Raw genomic sequence first — 18454 nt, forward strand, 5'->3', positions numbered from 1 at the left:
GTTGCTAGTCGAGGAGCAGGAAACGATGTCACGCCGTAAAGAGGCGCTGGGTGGTCAAGTGAGTGATGCCGACCTTCGCCTGCTGAGGATCTATCGCAAAGTCGTGGAATGTGGCGGGTTTTCCGCCGCGGAAGTGGAGCTGAACATCAGCCGCGCCGCCATCAGCATGGCCATGAACGACCTGGAAACACGCTTCGGCCTGCGCCTGTGCCAACGGGGGCGCGGCGGTTTCGCCCTGACCGACGAGGGCACCGAGGTGTATGAGGCCACCCTGCAGCTCCTGGCCTCGGTGGAAGGCTTCCGCACCCGGGTCAATGGCCTGCATGCCCGTCTCAAGGGCGAGCTCAACATCGGCATCACCGACAACCTCGTGACCATGCCCGAGATGCTGATCACCGACGCCCTGAGTGCACTCAAGGAGCGCGGTCCTGACGTGCGCATCAATATCCGCATGATACCGCCCAACGACATCGAACTGGCCGTGCTGGATGGACGACTGCATACCGGCGTGATTCCGACGCTCAAGCCCCTGCCGGGGTTGCAGTATCGCTCGCTCTATCAGGAAGCCTCGCAGCTCTACTGTGCCTCGGGGCACCCTCTCTTCGAGACAGAGCACGTGACCGAGGCACAATTGGCACGGTGCGATGCCATCGTGCCCGCCTATGCCCAGACACCGGATGTCAAGGCGCTTCACGAACCCCTCAAGGCCGCCGCTTCGGCCACCGACCGTGAAGGCATCGCCTTTCTGATCCTTTCCGGCCGTTACCTTGGCTACCTGCCGACCCACTACGCCGAACGTTGGGTACGCGACGGCCGAATGCGTGCCCTGAATCCTCGGCAGTATCACTACCTCACCCACTACAGTGCCATCACCCGCAAGGGAGCCCCGCCCAACCTGGTACTGGAGAGCTACCTCGAGGAACTGGAACGTCTGTCACGACAATCAGATGCGCAGCATGGAGACCGGACGACAGCCTCAAACGAGTCGCACTGATCGTCATCCTGGCCCTATCGCGACCCGCTGGTCGGGTGCGCTGGACAAACGCCAAGACGTCGGCATGGTCCCAAGCAGGCCGCTGAATGTATGAAAACTACGTCTTTTGCCCCTTGATGTGCCGAAACACCCGACCCACATTGGTAAAAGTACGCAAGCAAACCGTAAATCACATAATCTGTCAGCACATCAACCATAGCGTCGGTGCCCCCAGGCATCGTCGCTACCCGGGTGTCGCCACCCACGAGTCGACATCCCACAGCACGGAGCGAACATGAGCAGCCAACAACCCCTCCCCAATCCCGGCCTCGGCACCTATCGCCTGGAAGGCGACACCGTGCGTCGCGTCATCGATACCGCCCTGAAGCTGGGCTATCGCCATATCGACACGGCCCAGTTCTATGACAACGAGGCCGACGTCGGCGCCGCCATTGCCGCGAGCGAGGTGCCCCGCGAGGACATCTTCCTGACCACCAAGGTCTGGTTCGACCGGCTGCAGCCGACCGATTTCAAGGCCAGTGTCGACGAGAGCCTCGAGAAGCTCGGCACCGAGTACGTCGATCTGCTGCTGATCCACTGGCCCTCGCCCGGCGACGAGGTGCCGATGGCCGACTACCTGACGGCCCTGAGCGAGGTCCAGCGGGCCGGCAAGACTCGTCATATCGGCGTTTCCAATTTCACCCGGGCACAGATCGACCAGGCCATGGACATCCTCGGTGCCGGCACCCTGCTGACTAACCAGATCGAGGTGCACCCCTTCCTGCAGAACCGCAACCTGGTGGCACATTGCCAGAGCCACGACATTGCCGTGACGGCCTTCATGCCGCTGGCGGTAGGCAAAGTGATGGAAGATGCCACCCTGCAGCGCATCGCCGAGGCCCATGACGCCACGCCGGCACAGGTGGCCATCGCCTGGCTGAACCAGCTGGACATCGTCACTTTCCCATCCTCCACCAAGGAGACCAACCTCAAGCGCAATATCGAGGCCCTGGACATCACCCTGAGCGACGAGGAAATGGCCGAGATCGCCACTCTCGATCGCGGCGAACGCATCGCCAACCCCGAAATCGCCCCCGCCTGGGACCAGTAACGCACGCACATTGCACCTTCCCGGCCTGGCAGTTTCCCGGCTGTGAAGCTGCCAGGTGAACTGCGCAATTATGTCCAAGCCCTGGCGGCCGAGTGGCGCTACAGTGGTGGCGTAAAGGGCACAGACGCCGCCCGAGGAGGTGCGACCGTGACGCAACAGAGCCAGTTTCGCTTCACCAGAAGCCGGCATGTGCCAGGGCTCACCATGCTGCGCGCCGCGATGAGCGACTTCAGCTATGATCGCCACGCCCACGAGGAGTATGCCTTCGGCGTGACCCTGGCCGGGCGCCAGGACTTCTTCAGCGGCGGCGAGTATCACCGCAGCCGCCCGGGCACCATCATCGAGTTCAATCCGGATGAAGTGCACGACGGCCAGGCCGGGGGCAACGCTACCCTCGACTATGTGATGCTCTACGCCGACCCGGCACAACTCGCGCCGCTGTTCGCCAGCGCAGCGGGACGGGAAGGCGCCAGCCACTTTCGTGCCGCCGAGACGCTGATTCATGACGGTACGCTGCGTGGCGAGATCCTCGACCTTGCCAGACGAATCGATACCGATACGGGCAGCCGCATCGACCAGGAGTACGCGCTCTACCGGATCGCCGCCCGACTGGTCCAGCGGACCGGCAACCTGGATGAGGAAGTGTCCACGGGGCGCACCGACAAGTTGCTGGAGTGGGCGAAGGCGTTCATCCATGCCCACTCCGAGCATGACCTTTCCCTCGAGGACATCAGCCAGGCGGCCCACCTCTCCAAGTATCATTTCCTGCGGCTGTTCCGACGACAGTTCGGCATCACCCCGCACCAGTACGTGCTCAACTGTCGCATCAACGCCGCCCGCACGGCCCTCGATGCGGGCCACGAGCTCAACGACGTGGTCGACCGCTACGGCTTCGCCGACCTGAGCCACTTCAACCGTCGCTTCAAGCGCATCTACGGCATGACGCCGAGACAGTACCAGCGCAACGTCACAGCCTGACCGGACCCCATCATGATCGAGATCCTCGCCTATGCCATTGGCGTGATGTACACGCCTGGGCCCGTGAACCTGTTTGCCTTGAATTCCGGCCTGAACGGTCGCTTCACCTCATCACTGGGGTTCTTCACCGGTGTCGGCACGGCCATGCTGCTGTTGTTGCTGCTGTTCGGCTGGGTGGGTGCGCGCTGGGTGCGCGGCGATGCCCTGCTGGTGATCAGCGCCCTGGGATGCGCCTATATCGCCTATCTGGCCCTCAAGGTCATGCGATCCGACGTCAGCATCGACGGAACGTCCCGAGGCACCCGACTACGCTTTCGCGATGGCCTGGTCATGCAGTTGATGAACCCCAAGGGGCTGCTGGCCACCCTGCCCATCGCGACACTCCAGTTTCCTCATGCAGGCATCGAAGGGCCCGCACTGCTGTTCGCTTCTCTGGGCCTTGCGGTGCTGGCCGCCGGCGCCCCCGGCAGTTATGCCCTGGCGGGCTTCCTGGCCGGCCGACGCCTCGGGAATCCGCGCGTCTTCAAGACTCTCAATCTGGTCATGGCGGTCCTGCTGATCGGCGTGGCAGGCTCGATCGGCTACGAGCATGTCTACCTGCCGTTGAACGCTTGAGAGGGCTCGCCGGGCATCGCCCTCACGACATGTCGCGCTGCTTGCGCGCCTTGTTGCGCCGATAAAGGCGCACCAGGGCAATCCACAGGGCGGCTACCACCATGCCCGCCAGGGTCCAGCCCTGCCAGACACGCGCCGCATCGCCCATCACGGTTTCCAGGGTGATGATGAGGATGAAGCCCAGGGCCTGGCTGGCGATGGCCAGGGCGCGGAGGGTGTCGAAGGCCGTTTTTGCCATGAGTGCTCCCGCTGGATGACAGCCCCGCCTGCCGGCAGTAGGCTTGGCGAAACGAATCCGCCAAGTGTAACCGGTCCGGCGCGGTGCGCCGACCCTTGACCCGGAAGCCCGAACCACGCCATGGATGCCATCGCCCTGGGGCCCGTGCTGATCCCCCTGCCACGCCTCTACGCCCTCGCCGTTACCCTCGTGTTGCTGGCGCTCAGCGCCTTCCTGCTGGGGCTCCCCAGGCAACGCCATGTGCGCTGGTTCAATGGCCTGCTCATCGTCTGGCTGGTGGCGGCCCGGCTCGGCCATATCGCCCTGCATCCGGCGGCCTATGTCGAAGCGCCACTGGACATCCTCAAGTTCTGGCAGCCCGGCTTCCAGGGCGTGATCGGGCTGCTGGCGGCACTGGCCTGGACGCTCTGGTCGCTGCGCGACCGAATCGGCGCCCTGCTCGGTGCCACGGGGCTGACGATCGGCGCCTCGCTGCTGTGGCTGGCGCTGACGGCACTGGCACCGCTGGGCGGCGGCATGGCCTTGCGTCAGTTGCCCGACATCACCCTGGAAAACCTGGAGGGAGAAAGCGTCGAGCTGGCATCCTTGACCGGTGAGAGGGTGCTGATCAACCTCTGGGCCACCTGGTGCCCGCCCTGTCGGCGAGAGATGCCGCTGCTCGACGAAGTCGACGAGCGCGAGGACGTCACCGTGGTGGTCGTCAACCAGGGCGAGGACCTGCTGCCGGTGGTGCGCTACCTCGATGATCACGACCTCGCCTTCGAGCATGCCCTGCTCGACCCCCGACAAGCCCTGATGGTCGAGAGCGAGTCGCCGGGGCTGCCCACCACCCTGCTGTTCGACGCCGAGGGCCGCGGCGTGACCCAGCATGTCGGCGAGCTCACCCGCGCCATCCTGGACGACTGGCTGGCGTCGCGCTGAACGCCACTCGGGAGGCTTAAGCCATGGACCGCTTTGCTGTAAGATACCGCGCCCTGTATCTCGCGGCCCTGTCCTATTCATCGTGGCCGCGACGCGAGACATGATCCCTAGCATCCCGAGGCACCATGAGCGACTTTTCCCCCGGCCAACGCTGGATCAGCGACGGCGAGGCCGAACTCGGCCTGGGCACCATCCTCAACTGCGATAACCGCAGCGTCACCGTCCTCTTCGGCGCCAGCCAGGAAACCCGCACCTACAGCAACCGGCAGGCTCCCCTGACCCGCGTGGTCTTCGGTAGCGGCGACCGTATCCAGTCCGCCGACGGCTGGCACATGACCGTCGACGACAGCAAGGAAACCCATGGCCTGATCACCTATATCGGCGAGAGTGAGCAGGGCGAGCTCTGCGAGCTGCCCGAGGCCAAGCTCGCCGATACCATGCAGTTCGATCAGGCCAGGGATCGCCTGCTGACCGGTCAGGTCGACCGCAACGACTGGTTCGACCTGCGTTTCAGGACTCTGCATCACCATCACCGCGTCGAGCAGAACCCCGCCCTGGGCCTGGCCGGTCCCCGTGTCGACCTGATTCCCCACCAGCTCTACATCGCCGACGAGGTCGCTCGTCGGCCGTCGCCGCGAGTGCTGCTGGCCGATGAAGTCGGGCTGGGCAAGACCATCGAGGCCGGCCTGATTCTGCATCGACTGCTGCTAACCGGCCGCGCCGAACGCGCGCTGATCCTGGTGCCGGCCAGCCTTACCCATCAGTGGCTGGTGGAGTTGCTGCGCCGCTTCTCGCTGGAGGTCACCCTGCTGGACGAGCAGCAGTGCGAGGCCCATGGCGACGCCAATCCCTTCGAGGCTGGCCAGTTGATCCTGGCCAGCCAGGACTGGCTGTTCGCCGACCCGCACCGCCAGTCCCAGGCCGAGGCCTGCGACTGGGACCTGCTGATCGTCGACGAGGCCCATCATCTGGAGTGGTCCGAGGAACGGGTCGGCCCCGGTTATGCCTGTGTGGAACGCCTCGCCGGCAGCGTGCCCGGCATGCTGCTGCTGACCGCCACACCCGAGCAGATGGGCCAGGAGAGCCACTTCACGCGGCTGCGCCTGCTCGACCCGGATCGTTACCACAGCCTGGCCGACTTCCAGGAAGAGGAACGCCACTATATCGAGGTCGCCGAGGCCATCGACGCCCTGGAGCGCCTGCCCGGTCGAGAAGAGGATCAGCAGCGGGTCGCCGCGGTCATCCACGAAGGCGACAGCCAGGCCCTGCTGCAGACCCTGTCTTCGACGGAAAGCGACGCGGTACAACGCGATGCCGCCCGGGATCAGCTGCGCGACCAGTTGCTGGATCGCCATGGCACCGGCCGGGTGATGTTCCGCAACAGCCGGCGCCACGTCGGCGGCTTCCCCGAACGTCGCCTGCATGTCGAGCACCTCGAGCCACCCGCCGCCTACCGCCGTGTCCTGCGTCGCCTCGAGCGCGACGAGGACTATCTGGACGAATTGCTCATCGAGAGCGGCCTCGATCACCCCGAGGTGCTCGTCTACCTGGATACCATGTACCAGGCGCTGGCCAACGATCCCCTGAATGCCGAGCCCTGGTGGCAGATCGATCCCCGGGTGACCTGGCTGCTCGAACGCCTGACCGACCTCGGCGACGACAAGGTGCTGGTGATCGCCCATGATCGCGAGACCGCCATCGGCCTGTCCGAGGGGCTTCGCGTGCTGGGCGGCATGCATGCCCCGGTGTTCCACGAGGGACTGTCACTGGTGGAACGCGACCGGGCCGCGGCCGCCTTCGCCGATGAGGAAGAGGGCTGCCAGGTGCTGGTGTGCTCGGAGATTGGCTCGGAAGGCCGCAACTTCCAGTTCTGCCATCACCTGGTGATGTTCGACCTGCCGCTGCACCCCGACCAGCTGGAGCAACGCATCGGCCGCCTCGACCGGATCGGCCAGCAGCATCCCATCGAACTGCATGTGCCGGTGTTCGCGAACAGTCCCGGCGAGCGCCTGCTGCGCTGGTACCGCGACGGCATGGACGCCTTCAGTGCCCCCCATGGCCTCGGCAGTGATATCTACGCCGCCTTCGGCGACGCCCTGGCCGACGCCTTGCTCGATGAAGACGCCCTCGAGGAAGTCATCGACGAGACCCGGAGTCTCTTCACGTCTCGGCTGGCCGAGCGTGACGCCGGCCGCAACCGGCTGCTGGAGCTCAACGCCTGCCGTCACGAGCGCGCCGAGGCGGTCGCCTCGTCGATCCACGAGCTGGATACCGATCGCGCCCTGCGCCGCTATATCGACCAGGCCCTGGACATCTTCGGCATCGACAGCCAGGACCTGGGTGGCGATATCCAGCTCCTGCAACCCAGCCCGCAGATGCTCGATGGCCTGCCCGGCCTGGTCAAGGGCGAGGAAGGCTTCTCGGCGACCTTCTCCCGGGAGCGGGCCCTGGCTCGCGACGATGTCCAGCATCTCAGCTGGGAACACCCGCTGACCCGCGAGATGATGGCCCGCATCCTCGAGGGCTCCATGGGCAACACCGCCCTGGCACTGCTCAAGCATCCCTCGATTCCCGGCGGCCGCCTGATGGCCGAGCTGGTCTTCCGCACCCATTGCCCGGCGCCCAAGCGGCTGCATCTCAACCGCTTCCTGCCGCCCACGGCGGTTCGCGTATTGCTGGACGAGTCCGGCGCCAATCTCACCGACAAGATCTCCTTCAGCGGCCTGTCGAAGAACCTGAACAAGGTCAAGAAGGCGGTGGCTCGCGACCTGATCAAGAGCCGCCACGACCAGCTGCGCGAATTGCTCGACCGCGCCGAGACCGAGGCCGAGCGTGAACTGCCGAGCATCGTCGAGGCCGCCCAGGACCGCATGCGTACTACCCTCGACGCCGAACTGGCACGTCTGGAGGCCCTGGCGCAGCGCAACCCTTCGGTGCGCGAGGACGAGCTGACCGCCCTGCGCGACGAACGCGCCACTCTGGATGCCGCCATCGACGCCACCCGGCTGCGCCTCGACGCCGTGCGTGTCATCGTCACCGTGGACCAGGACGACCGCTAGACGGCAAGGCACGAGCGCCGGACCTCACAGGTACGGCGCTCAGTGACGTCCGGTCAGGTCCGGATCGACAACTCAACGAGCATCCTTGATATTGATTCGATCACTCCTGCTCCACTCGAGATTCCGAAGGAGGCCGCCATGCTCGACGATACCGACATGACCCACCTGCGCCGTTGTGTGGCGCTGGCGACCGAGGCGCTCGACCACGGCGACGAGCCCTTCGGCAGCGTGCTGGTCGACGCCGATGGCGAGGTGCTGGCCGAGGATCGCAACCGCATCGCCGGTGGCGATTCGACGCGTCATCCGGAATTCGCCCTGGCGCGCTGGGCCGCCGAGCACCTGCCCCCCGACGCCCGTGCCGCCACCACCGTCTACACCTCCGGCGAACATTGCCCGATGTGCGCTGCCGCCCACGCCTGGGTCGGTCTGGGACGTATCGTCTACGCCAGCTCCTCGGCGCAGCTCACCGCCTGGCTGAACGAATGGGGAATCACCCCGCCGCCGGTGCGGCCGCTGCCGATCCAGGAGATCGCGCCGGATATCGAGGTCGATGGCCCGGCTCCCGGCCTGGACGACGAGGTCAAGGCCCTGCAACGGCGCTGCCACACCTGACCCTCTTTCACGACGGAGATCTCTCCCATGTCACTGGATGACGCCGTCACCCTCGCCCGATGATGTCATCCAGCGCCTCGGCCAGGGTCGGGAAGCGGAAGGTGAAGCCCGCCTGTTCGAAGCGCCGGGGCCGCATGTCGGCACCGGTCAGCAACAGCCGCGACATTTCGCCGAACACGCTTTCCAGCAACCAGGCCGGCACGGGCAGCAAGGTGGGCCGTTTCAGGTGCTGCGCCAGTTGCCGCGTGAACTCGGCATTGGTCACCGGCTGCGGCGCACTGCCATTGAAGACGCCCTCGTGGGCTTCGTGTTCGAGCAGGAAGACGATCATCCGCACCAGATCCTGGCGATGAACCCAAGGCATGAACTGTCGCCCATGCCCGAAACGGCCTCCCAGGCCGAGACGGAACGGTGGCAACATGCGTTGCAGGGTGCCGCCTCCCTGGTCGAGCACCAGCCCGATACGCAGGATGGCCAGTCGGGTGCCGTATTCCGTCACGTCCCCGGCGGCCTCTTCCCATCGCCGACACAGGCGGTGAGCGAATTCATCATGGGGCAGCGTCTCTTCGTCGACCTCCCGATCGCCCTGATCGCCATAGAAGCCCATTGCCGAGCCCGACACCATCACACGGGGCGCCGTTCCCGTCTGCGATAACTGCTCGCACAGGGTGACCAGTTCATGGGTGATATTGACCCGGGAATCGATCAGGCGCTCCTTCTGCGTCTCGCTCCATCGCCGAGCGGCAATCGGCTCGCCCGCCAGGTTGACGATGGCATCCGGAGGCGTGTCGACGAAGTCGAGCGCCGAGCGTCGGATATCGGTGCCGCTCGGCAGGCGCTCGCGCACGCGCTCGGGGGTTCGCGACACGACCATCGGCCGGTGCCCACTGTCCTTCAGCAACGGACAGAGCGCCTGCCCCACGAACCCGCTACCGCCGGTGATCAATACACGCATGGCTCTCTCCTTGATGGCGGTGTGTTATACAGCCTTTGTACACCTCTGTTAGTCTAGCGAGGCACGGTGACGCTTGCATCGTATTCGACACGAAACGCTCCACCTTTCGTTACGACCTTAGGAAACGCTGCATAAATTGGCGAGCGTAGTGAATCGCAAGGCGCACGGAGCACAGAAAGCGAGACATAACAGTTAGTTAGACGAGCTTTCGAGCACCGCGCAACACAGCGATTTGCACGCGCAGGCATTTAAGCAATGTTTCCCTTACCCGCTGGAGATTCCATCATGAAAAAGGCCCTGATCCTGATGGCCCACGGCTCGAGCGACCCCCGCTGGCGGGAACCCTTCGAGCGCGTCTACAAGGCGCTCGACGAGCGGCTCACCACGCCGTTGCGACTGGCTTACATGGAGCTCAGCGAGCCCTCGCTGGAAACGACCGTCGCCGAACTGGCCGATGCCGGCATCGAGCACGCCGAGATCCTGCCGCTGTTCTTCGCCGCCGGTCGACACCTGCGCAAGGATGTGCCGGCTCAGGTAGAAGCCCTCGGCGCTCGGCATCCCGGCATCGCCCTGACACTGTTGCCGCCGGTAGGCGAGCACCCCGACTTCATCGAGGCACTGGCGGCGGTGATCGCCGAACACGCAGGGGAATAAGACAGACGCGTTGTACATCACAGCCATTTTGTACAACAATCGTGGAGTTACATGTCATCCATCACCACACCATGAGGCCCGCATGAGCGACAAGGCGAATCCCCAGGGCGACACGCCCCGTTACCCGATTCGCGAGGTCTCGCGTCTGACCGGTGTCAACTCGGTCACCCTGCGGGCCTGGGAGCGCCGCTATGGCCTTTTGCGGCCCCATCGTACACCCAAGGGGCATCGGCTCTATGCTCGCGAGGATATCGAGCGCGTCGAACGCATCCTCCAGTGGCTGCATCGTGGCGTCCCGGTCAGCCAGGTACGAGAGCTGCTCGAACAACCCGACTCCCCGGCGAGCCCCCGCCCCGGTGTCGATGACTGGGCAAGCCAGCGCCAGCAGTTGATCGCCGCCATCGAGGCCCTGGACACCGCTCGACTGGACGACTTGTTCAACCAGGTCCTGGCGCTCTACCCGGCCAACGTCTGCGTCGAGAAGCTCTGGCAGCCGGTCATCCACAGTCTGGAGGAGCGCTGGGACGACCGCTTGGGCGCCACCCTGCAACGTCGGACGCTGGAAACCTTCCTGCGCACCCGTATAGGCACTCGTCTTTACCATGCCAATCCGCAGGCCGGACAGTACCATGTTCTCATCGCCCCGCTACCCGAGGCCGACAGCCCCCTGTGGGGCCTTCTGGCCGCGCTGCTGATCAGCGAACAGGGCCATCGTGTTCAATTGCTGGACGCCCCCCTCCCTCCCCAGGAATTGAACCTGGCGGTGGAACGACTCGGTGCCGATGCCCTGCTGTTGACCAGCGGCAAGGCCGAGAAGCTCGACCTGGTGAGACGCCAGCTGCCCCGCCTCGCCGACCAGTTGGGCGTCCCCCTGGTGCTGTGCGGCCCGGTCGCGCGCATTCGAGCAACGGATCTCGCGGAAACCCGAGTCACCACCCTGGGCGATGACCTCCCTGCCGCCGCGTCACGGCTGAATGCCCTGCTGGCCGAGACCTCGCACGAAGGGGCCTGAACCAGGCCCTGTCCGCCCTCCCACGGTCACGCCGCCCCTGGATCGGGAGCCCTCGATGACACCCAGCCTGATCTGGTTTCGCAACGATCTTCGCGTGCACGACAATACCGCCCTGTCCGCCGCGGCCGCGGAAGGCTCCGTGGTCGCCGTCTTCCTGCGCAGCACGGCGCAATGGCGCGAGCATGGTCATGGCGCCAACAAGCTGGACTTCTGGCACCGAGGCGCCCTGGCCCTGCGGGATGCCCTGCACGGGCTGGGCATCCCCCTGCTGCACCGCGATATCGACAACTTCGCCAGTGCCCCCGACGTCCTGCTGGCGGTGGCTCGCGAGACTGGCGCACGTCGCCTGCACTTCAACCGCGAATATCCGCTCAACGAAGTCCGGCGCGATGTCAGCGTCACGTCCGCCTTCGACAACGCCGGGCTCACCGCCGTCGGACACCATGATGGCGTGGCCTTTGCCCCGGGGGAACTGCTCACCGGCAAGGGCGATTTTTATGGCATCTTCACGCCTTTCGCCAAGGCCTGGCATCGCCAGCTGACGCCCGAGCGCCTTGCACTGCGCGATACGCCCGGGATACAGGACCACCTCACCGACAGCGACCCGGCCCCCGAGCCCCCGAGACTCGATCGCTCTCCCGCCGCTCCGGGAGACTGGCCAGCCGGGGAGGACGCCGCCGCCGATCGCCTGGAGCGTTTCCTGCGCTTGCGCGGTCGACATTACGCCGGGCGCCGGGACTTCCCCGCCGAATCCGGTACTAGTGCCCTTTCTCCCTATCTGGCACTGGGCATGATATCGCATCGCCAATGCATGCAGGCGGTGCTCGCCGAGAACGACGGGGGGCTCGCCGAGGGCGATACCGGCCTCACAACCTGGGTCGGCGAACTGATCTGGCGAGAGTTCTATCAGCACGTGGCGGTCGGCTTTCCCGACGTATGCCGCCACCGCGCCTTCCAGGCACACACCGAGGCGCTGCCATGGCGGGACGACCAGGCCGGCTTGCAGGCCTGGCAGGAGGGCCGCACCGGTTACCCGCTGGTCGATGCCGCCATGCGCCAGCTATGTGCCACCGGCTGGATGCACAACCGACTACGCATGGTGACCGCCATGTTTCTCGCCAAGCACCTGCTCATCGACTGGCGCAAGGGGGAAGCCTTCTTCATGGAGCACCTGGTCGATGGCGAGTTCGCTGCCAACAACGGCGGCTGGCAATGGGCGGCCTCCACCGGTACCGATGCCGTGCCCTATTTCCGGATCTTCAATCCCACCACCCAGTCGCGTCGCTTCGATCCCGACGGACGCTTCATCGCCAACTGGGTACCGGAACTGGTCGACCTGCCCGCCAAGGATCGGCATGATCCCTCCCCCGAGCAGCGCGCCACCAGGGGCTACCCGGTACCGATCGTCGAACATCGTACCGCTCGCACCAGGGCACTCGAGGCCTTCAAGAGCCTGACACGCTGATATGACCGTTCGAGGCGACACGACATGATTCAGGATCCCCGGTTGGCCAAGTTCTGTCGCTGGATGAGACAGGTCGGAAATCTGACTGCTGGTCACGGGGCCCCTGGTCTGGCCGACTCTGTGCCGTTGGCTATGCCATCGCCTCGGAGGGGGAGCTCGCCCCTTTCGGTCGAGCGCCTGAGCGTGGCACATCGCGCCAGCCCGCCTCCAGCGTCTCCACCGTCAGCGGCCGCGCATAGAGGAAGCCCTGAACCTGTCCACAGCCGGCGCCCAGCAAGAAGTCTCGCTGGGCCTCGGTCTCCACGCCTTCAGCGACCACATCGAGGGACAGCCCGCGCGCCATGGCCATCACCGCATCGACGATGGCGGCATCGGCACGATCATCGGGCAAGGCACGCACGAAGGTACGATCGAGCTTGAGCTTGTCCAGCGGCAACTGCTTGAGATAACCCAGCGACGAATAACCCGTCCCGAAATCATCGATCGCGACCGGGTGGCCACGCTCTCGCAGGCCCTCGAGGCGTGGCGCGATATCGCCGGCCCGCTCATCGAGCAGGACCGACTCGGTAAGCTCGAGCCCCAGCATGCTGGCCGGGATGCGATGACGCGCCAGCCCGGACGACAGCGCTGCCTCCAGGTCGCCCTGGAACAGCTGCAGGGCAGAGATATTGATCCAGACCGGTACGGCCGGCATGCCCTGATCCCGCCAATGCGCCAGCTGTGTCAATGCCTGGTCGATCACCCAGTTGCCCAGCGAGGCCATCAGGCCATGGCGTTCGGCCAGAGGGATGAAGTCCCCCGGGGAAATCAGGCCATCCTGGGGGTGGCGCCAGCGCAGCAGGGCTTCGAGTCCGATCATCTCGCCATCATGGAGGCGATACTGGGGCTGGTAGTGCAATTCCAGCTGCCCACCGGTCGCCAGGGCATTGCGCAGTTCGTTGACCAGGCCGAGCTGCGGACTGTCCTGAACATCCAGCGCCGGACGGAAACGTTGCGCATGGTTGCGCCCATTGCGCTTGGCGGTGAAGAGGGCCGACTCCAGCCGCTGGAACAAGACGCTTGCCCCTTGACCATCCTCTGGCGCACGGCAACTGCCGATGGTCACTCCGAGCCGCAGCGAGTGATGATCGAGCTCGAAGGGCTCGCCCAGGTGGGCCTGGAGCCCCGAGACCCAGCCGTCATGGTCGTCGAAGGTCGTGGTGCGGATGACCATGAACTCGTCACCGCCGAGGCGCCCCACTATGCCTCCGGCCACATGCCCCGCCAGGCGCCGACCGATACGCGCCAGCAATCGGTCGCCGAGCTCGACGCCGAGGCCATCGTTGACAGCCTTGAAGCCATCGATATCGATGATCGCCATGTCCAGGCTCTCTCCGGCCAGCAGATGGCGAAGCCGCGATCCCAGTAGATCGTGCAGGCGCCGGCGATTGGGCAGCCCGGTCAGCGGGTCTTCGAAGCCGATGCGACGCAGGTCACGATCGCGGGCCTTGCGAGTGGAGATGTCGGCAAACAGGCAGACATGATGACGGACCCGCCCCCGCGAGTCGGTGATGGCCTTGAGCTTCAGCCATTCGGGATATTCGTCGCCTTGCTTGCGGCGGTGCCAGACCTCTCCCTCCCAGAGCCCGCTCGCCTGTACGGTCTGCCATAGTCGCTCGAAGAAGGCCCGGTCATGGCGAGGCGCGGCCAGCGACGAGGCATTGAGGCCGCTCACTTCCTCGGGGGTATAGCCGGTGATCTGGGTGAAGGCCGGGTTGACGCTCAGGATACGGTGCTCGGCATCGGTGACGATCATGCCTTCTTCAGCCAAGGCCAGGGCTTCCCGACCGAGCGATTCGCGCCGTTGTGAGAAGCGCACCTGCCGCCAGGCATCCCACATGCCGAGCCCGATCAGGGACACGGCCGCCAGGCGCAACGGCATACCGGGAGCCCAGGGGACCGTCAGCAGCGCCGCCACGGCGATCCATGGCAGCGGTCGATTCAAGGTGAAAACAGGCCACATAGTCTCGGCGCCGACTGTCGGGTGAATGTCGCCTCCGGCATCAAACCGATGGCATGGTATTGTTATCGACCGCAAGGCGCATCACTGTACCCCAAGGCCAGGGGAAAAGCTCAATGCCCGCTCGGCGTGCATTCGACGAACGCGAACAGTAGACTAGGCGGTGCCGCCTGGCGGTCGCATGCCGTGAAACGGCATACAGTAATCTCGACTCTCGGAACGATTCAGTGACCAAGCAACATTCCTTTGATCGCGAAGCACTGCTGGCATGCAGCCGTGGCGAGTTGTTCGGCCCCGGCAACGCCCAATTGCCGGCGCCCAACATGCTGATGCTCGATCGCATCACGCACATCCATGAAGAGGGTGGCGAACACGGCAAGGGCGAACTGATCGCCGAGCTGGATATTCACCCCGACCTGTGGTTCTTCGATTGCCACTTCCCCGGCGATCCCGTGATGCCGGGCTGTCTTGGCCTCGACGCCATGTGGCAGCTTGTCGGCTTCTACCTGGGCTGGCTGGGTCATCCCGGTCGAGGACGCGCGCTGGGCTGCGGAGAGGTCAAATTCACCGGCCAGATCCTGCCCGAGGCCCGCAAGGTCACCTACCATATCAATATCAAGCGCATCATCACCCGGCGCCTGATCCTCGGCATGGCCGACGGCACCGTCTCCGTCGATGGCCGCGACATCTATCAGGCCAACGATCTTCGTGTCGGCCTGTTCACCTCCACCGCGAATTTCTGAACAGGAGGCTTCCATGCGACGAGTGGTAGTCACCGGTCTGGGCATCGTGTCCTGCCTGGGCAACGACGCACAACAGGTTCTCGAGGCGCTACGCCAGGGTCGATCAGGCATTCGCTTCAAGGACGACTACGCCGAGCGAGGCTTCCGCAGCCAGGTCGCCGGCGTTGTCGATATCGATCTCGAGACGCTGGTCGACCGCAAGCTGCGACGCTTCATGGGCGACGCAGCCGCCTATGCCTACGTCTCCATGGCCCAGGCCATCGAGGATTCGGGCCTCGCCCCGGAACAGGTCTCCAACGAGCGTACCGGCCTGATCGCCGGTTCCGGCGGCGCCTCCAGCGCCAACCAGGTGGAGGCCGCCGATGTCATGCGCGCGAAAGGACTGCGCCGCGTTGGTCCCTATCGCGTCACCCGCACCATGGGCAGCACCGTCTCGGCTTGCCTGGCCACGCCCTTCCAGATCAAGGGCGTCAACTATTCGATCTCCTCGGCCTGTGCCACCTCGGCACACTGCATCGGCAACGCCATGGAGCAGATCCAGCTCGGCAAGCAGAACGTGGTCTTCGCCGGCGGCGGCGAAGAAGAACACTGGACGCTGTCCTGCCTGTTCGATGCCATGGGCGCGCTGTCGACCCAGTACAACGAGTCTCCCGAGCTGGCCTCCCGCCCCTATGACCAGGCCCGCGATGGCTTCGTCATCGCCGGCGGCGGCGGCATGCTGGTACTCGAGGAACTGGAACATGCCAAGGCGCGCGGTGCCAGGATCTACGCCGAGCTGGTCGGTTACGGCGCGACCTCCGACGGCCATGACATGGTCGCTCCCTCAGGGGAAGGCGCGGTGCGTTGCATGCGCCAGGCGATGGCCACCGTGGATGGCGACATCGACTACATCAACACCCATGGCACCTCCACGCCGGTGGGCGATGTGGCCGAACTGCAGGCCGTGCGTGAAGTCTTCGGCGATACCACGCCGGCAATGAGCTCCACCAAGTCGTTGACCGGCCACTCGCTGGGCGCCACCGGAGTGCAGGAGACCATCTACTCGCTGCTGATGATGGAGCATGGCTTCATCGCCGCCTCGGCCAACGTGGAAAATCTCGACGAGCAGGCCGCGGGCTTCGATATCGTCACAGAACGACGCGATACCTCGGTGGAACGCGTGCTTTCCAACAGCTTCGGGTTCGGTGGCACCAACGCCTGCCTGGTATTGCAGCAATATCGCGACTGACGCGCGTCACGCGATGCATGAACGAGAAGGGCGCCCCAGAAGGCGCCCTTCTTGTGCCAGGCTCTTCATCCCGGCGTCATTTTCGAGAAATCAGCTCGGCTGGGCTTCGCCACCGGCGGCTTGGCGCTCGTCGCGCGGCCGCGGCACCTCGGAGATCTCGGCGAGTCGCGCCTCGATCCAGGCCTCGGTTTCGGCCAGCACCTCTTCCGCGCTACGCCCGACGGTTTCGATGGGCTCACCGACCACCACCGTCAGACGCCCCGGGCGCTTGACCCAGTGGCGCCCCGGCCAGCGCTCACCGGCGTTGTGGGCTACCGGCACCACCGGCATGCCGGCCCGACAGGCGATCACCGCGCCACTCTTGTTGTAGCGCCGCCGATGGCCCGGCTCGACACGGGTCCCCTCCGGGAAGATCAGCACCGAAAGCCCTTCCTCGAGACGTTGCTTGCCTTGGGTCAGTACCTGTTTCATGGCACGGGCCGGCTTGCTGCGATCCAGGGCGATGGGGTGCAGCAGGCGCAACCCCCAGCCGAAGATCGGGATATTGAGCAGTTCCTTCTTGAGCACAGTGCAGACCGGCGGCTTGAGCAACTGCAGATAGACGGTTTCCCACTCGCATTGGTGGTTGGCCAGCAGGACACAGGGGCCATCGGGCAGACGTTCACGCCCATGAACCTCGTAACGCACGCCGCAGATCAGTCGAAACCAGGCGATGATGAAGTGGTTATAGAGGTTGAGCAGGCGGTAGCGATGCGCCAGTGGCAGGAAGGGCGAAGGCGGCAGGAACAACACCCCGCAGATGAGCATGGCCAGGAAGTAGCCGATATAGAAAACCGTGCTGCGAATGACATTCATGCCTTCCCGGACTCCCCTGTCGTGCGACTTTCCTCGTCCCTCGCCAGGCACCACAGGTCCAGCATGCGGCCTACCTCGAGTCGCCAGGGTTTCTGATGCACCCCGAAAGCCTCCAGGACACGACGGCAATTGAGCACCCGGCGCAGCGGCTGGTCATGGTGATGGCTCAGTGCCTTGACGCTACCCAGCTCGACCGACTCGCCGCGCCCCTCGAGACGCGTGGCCAACTGGGTGCGAACCATCGAGACGAAGGTGTAGGCACTGACAGGTTCCGTGCCGGCCAGGTGATAGCTGCCCCAGGCATCGGCGCCACAATGCTGTTGCTGCAGCATGCCGATCAACGCCATGGCCACGGCATCGGATGACGTGGGACAGAAGATCACATCCGAGGCGGCGCGCAGTTCATCCCCATCCGTCAGGCTATCGAGCAATTCGCCGAGCCAGGCATGACTGCCCTCGAGGGCAAAGAGCGGGCCGAGTCGAACGATCAGGTGGCGGGGCAGCTCGGCACGGATACGATCTCCCGTGCCGACCAGGCGCCTCAGGCCGTCATCCCGGGGTTCGGGAATCACGTGCTCATCGATGGGCCCCTCGAAACCCTCCTCGTAGAGCTGATCGGAGACACACCAGACCAGCGGAACATTGCGCGCGCGACAGGCCCGCATACAGGCCTCCACCGCTTCGGCGTGTGCCGTCACGGCGGCCGGATCGGCACTGCTCGGATGCGACAGCGGCGGAATGATCAGGGCGTCGGGGAGCACCTCATCGAGGCGCTCGGGCGACAGGTTCAACCCGGGCTCGATAACCAGTTCGACATCACTGCGCCGATTGCTCTCCCGAGCCAACGCCAGGCTCAGACAGTGACCGGCATCCAGTATCAGCAGCTTCACGGCGGCTCCTTACTCGGCCATGGGCGACCGCCTCGCGTCACGCGCCCTGACGATCGACGCTTTGGCGGTCCAAGGCCCCGTATTTTACACGATCTCCCAGCCTCACGCGGCCACTCCATCGATGATAGTCCGTCATCCGCTGTCGA

At 65.1% G+C, this 18454-nt stretch carries 17 protein-coding genes; 12 read left to right on the forward strand and 5 right to left on the reverse strand.

The features are described from left to right. Positions 1-25 precede the first annotated feature (25 nt). From LU493_RS11740 to LU493_RS11755, 4 genes are all read left to right on the forward strand, one after another. A complete protein-coding gene (locus LU493_RS11740; protein ID WP_275287989.1) occupies positions 26-994 on the forward strand; it encodes a LysR family transcriptional regulator in 969 nt (322 codons plus the stop codon). A 274-nt stretch (positions 995-1268) separates the two neighbouring features. Beyond that, complete coding sequence (gene dkgB / locus LU493_RS11745; protein WP_275287990.1) at positions 1269-2084, forward strand: 2,5-didehydrogluconate reductase DkgB; 816 nt, start codon at positions 1269-1271, stop codon at positions 2082-2084. 147 nt (positions 2085-2231) lie between these two features. After that, positions 2232-3062 carry a helix-turn-helix transcriptional regulator gene (locus LU493_RS11750; RefSeq protein WP_275287991.1) on the forward strand — a complete coding sequence of 277 codons (831 nt, stop codon included), beginning with the start codon at positions 2232-2234 and terminating at the stop codon, positions 3060-3062. 12 nt (positions 3063-3074) lie between these two features. Further along, positions 3075-3677 (forward strand): LysE family translocator, encoded by a 603-nt coding sequence (locus LU493_RS11755; RefSeq protein WP_275287992.1) that lies wholly within the window; start codon positions 3075-3077, stop codon positions 3675-3677. A gap of 22 nt (positions 3678-3699) precedes the next feature. On the opposite strand, the gene LU493_RS11760 is transcribed toward LU493_RS11755, so the two are convergent. Next, positions 3700-3915: a hypothetical protein gene (locus tag LU493_RS11760; RefSeq protein WP_275287993.1), complete on the reverse strand. Its 216-nt coding sequence runs from the start codon at positions 3913-3915 to the stop codon at positions 3700-3702. A gap of 120 nt (positions 3916-4035) precedes the next feature. On the opposite strand from LU493_RS11760, the gene LU493_RS11765 reads away from it, so the two are divergent. The 3 genes from LU493_RS11765 to LU493_RS11775 all read left to right on the forward strand — a co-directional run bounded on the left by LU493_RS11765 (position 4036) and on the right by LU493_RS11775 (position 8507). After that, a complete protein-coding gene (locus LU493_RS11765) occupies positions 4036-4836 on the forward strand; it encodes a TlpA disulfide reductase family protein (protein WP_275287994.1) in 801 nt (266 codons plus the stop codon). 125 nt (positions 4837-4961) lie between these two features. Continuing rightward, complete coding sequence (rapA, locus tag LU493_RS11770) at positions 4962-7895, forward strand: RNA polymerase-associated protein RapA (protein WP_275287995.1); 2934 nt, start codon at positions 4962-4964, stop codon at positions 7893-7895. A gap of 138 nt (positions 7896-8033) precedes the next feature. Then, entirely contained in the window at positions 8034-8507 is a 474-nt protein-coding gene (locus LU493_RS11775; protein ID WP_275287996.1) for a nucleoside deaminase, read from the forward strand. 46 nt (positions 8508-8553) lie between these two features. Here the strand turns inward: LU493_RS11775 and LU493_RS11780 are convergent, their stop codons facing one another. Then, positions 8554-9462: a TIGR01777 family oxidoreductase gene (locus LU493_RS11780; RefSeq protein ID WP_275287997.1), complete on the reverse strand. Its 909-nt coding sequence runs from the start codon at positions 9460-9462 to the stop codon at positions 8554-8556. A gap of 285 nt (positions 9463-9747) precedes the next feature. Between LU493_RS11780 and LU493_RS11785 the strand changes: the two genes are divergently transcribed. From LU493_RS11785 to phrB, 3 genes are all read left to right on the forward strand, one after another. Then, the gene (locus tag LU493_RS11785) at positions 9748-10116 is read left to right on the forward strand and encodes a sirohydrochlorin chelatase (protein WP_275287998.1); all 369 of its coding nucleotides are present in this window, start codon (positions 9748-9750) and stop codon (positions 10114-10116) included. A gap of 82 nt (positions 10117-10198) precedes the next feature. Beyond that, positions 10199-11128: a MerR family transcriptional regulator gene (locus tag LU493_RS11790; RefSeq protein ID WP_275287999.1), complete on the forward strand. Its 930-nt coding sequence runs from the start codon at positions 10199-10201 to the stop codon at positions 11126-11128. Positions 11129-11183: 55 nt separating this feature from the next. Further along, entirely contained in the window at positions 11184-12593 is a 1410-nt protein-coding gene (gene phrB, locus LU493_RS11795) for a deoxyribodipyrimidine photo-lyase (protein ID WP_275288000.1), read from the forward strand. Between the two features lie 130 nt (positions 12594-12723). Here the strand turns inward: phrB and LU493_RS11800 are convergent, their stop codons facing one another. Next, positions 12724-14595, reverse strand: a complete 1872-nt coding sequence (locus LU493_RS11800; RefSeq protein WP_275288001.1) for a putative bifunctional diguanylate cyclase/phosphodiesterase — start codon at positions 14593-14595, stop codon at positions 12724-12726. A gap of 224 nt (positions 14596-14819) precedes the next feature. Between LU493_RS11800 and fabA the strand changes: the two genes are divergently transcribed. Both fabA and fabB read left to right on the forward strand, forming a co-directional pair. Then, positions 14820-15335 (forward strand): 3-hydroxyacyl-[acyl-carrier-protein] dehydratase FabA, encoded by a 516-nt coding sequence (gene fabA / locus LU493_RS11805; protein WP_064700158.1) that lies wholly within the window; start codon positions 14820-14822, stop codon positions 15333-15335. Positions 15336-15348: 13 nt separating this feature from the next. Further along, the gene (gene fabB, locus LU493_RS11810; RefSeq protein ID WP_275288002.1) at positions 15349-16563 is read left to right on the forward strand and encodes a beta-ketoacyl-ACP synthase I; all 1215 of its coding nucleotides are present in this window, start codon (positions 15349-15351) and stop codon (positions 16561-16563) included. A gap of 90 nt (positions 16564-16653) precedes the next feature. On the opposite strand, the gene LU493_RS11815 is transcribed toward fabB, so the two are convergent. Then, complete coding sequence (locus tag LU493_RS11815; protein ID WP_275288003.1) at positions 16654-17418, reverse strand: lysophospholipid acyltransferase family protein; 765 nt, start codon at positions 17416-17418, stop codon at positions 16654-16656. Continuing rightward, positions 17415-18308, reverse strand: a complete 894-nt coding sequence (locus tag LU493_RS11820) for a sugar nucleotide-binding protein (protein WP_275288004.1) — start codon at positions 18306-18308, stop codon at positions 17415-17417. The genes LU493_RS11815 and LU493_RS11820 overlap by 4 nt, the downstream gene beginning before the upstream one ends. Positions 18309-18454: the final 146 nt, after the last annotated feature.

Source organism: Halomonas elongata, assembly GCF_029081005.1.
GTDB lineage: Bacteria > Pseudomonadota > Gammaproteobacteria > Pseudomonadales > Halomonadaceae > Halomonas > Halomonas elongata_B.

Coding starts and splice junctions, on each gene's coding strand:
- LU493_RS11790 (WP_275287999.1), top strand. CDS start 10,199: ATGAGCGACAAGGCGAATCCCCAGGGCGACACGCCCCGTTACCCGATT.
- LU493_RS11815 (WP_275288003.1), bottom strand. CDS start 17,418: ATGAATGTCATTCGCAGCACGGTTTTCTATATCGGCTACTTCCTGGCC.
- LU493_RS11775 (WP_275287996.1), top strand. CDS start 8,034: ATGCTCGACGATACCGACATGACCCACCTGCGCCGTTGTGTGGCGCTG.
- LU493_RS11780 (WP_275287997.1), bottom strand. CDS start 9,462: ATGCGTGTATTGATCACCGGCGGTAGCGGGTTCGTGGGGCAGGCGCTC.
- fabB (WP_275288002.1), top strand. CDS start 15,349: ATGCGACGAGTGGTAGTCACCGGTCTGGGCATCGTGTCCTGCCTGGGC.
- dkgB (WP_275287990.1), top strand. CDS start 1,269: ATGAGCAGCCAACAACCCCTCCCCAATCCCGGCCTCGGCACCTATCGC.
- LU493_RS11800 (WP_275288001.1), bottom strand. CDS start 14,595: ATGTGGCCTGTTTTCACCTTGAATCGACCGCTGCCATGGATCGCCGTG.
- phrB (WP_275288000.1), top strand. CDS start 11,184: ATGACACCCAGCCTGATCTGGTTTCGCAACGATCTTCGCGTGCACGAC.
- LU493_RS11765 (WP_275287994.1), top strand. CDS start 4,036: ATGGATGCCATCGCCCTGGGGCCCGTGCTGATCCCCCTGCCACGCCTC.
- LU493_RS11760 (WP_275287993.1), bottom strand. CDS start 3,915: ATGGCAAAAACGGCCTTCGACACCCTCCGCGCCCTGGCCATCGCCAGC.
- LU493_RS11755 (WP_275287992.1), top strand. CDS start 3,075: ATGATCGAGATCCTCGCCTATGCCATTGGCGTGATGTACACGCCTGGG.
- rapA (WP_275287995.1), top strand. CDS start 4,962: ATGAGCGACTTTTCCCCCGGCCAACGCTGGATCAGCGACGGCGAGGCC.
- LU493_RS11785 (WP_275287998.1), top strand. CDS start 9,748: ATGAAAAAGGCCCTGATCCTGATGGCCCACGGCTCGAGCGACCCCCGC.
- LU493_RS11740 (WP_275287989.1), top strand. CDS start 26: ATGTCACGCCGTAAAGAGGCGCTGGGTGGTCAAGTGAGTGATGCCGAC.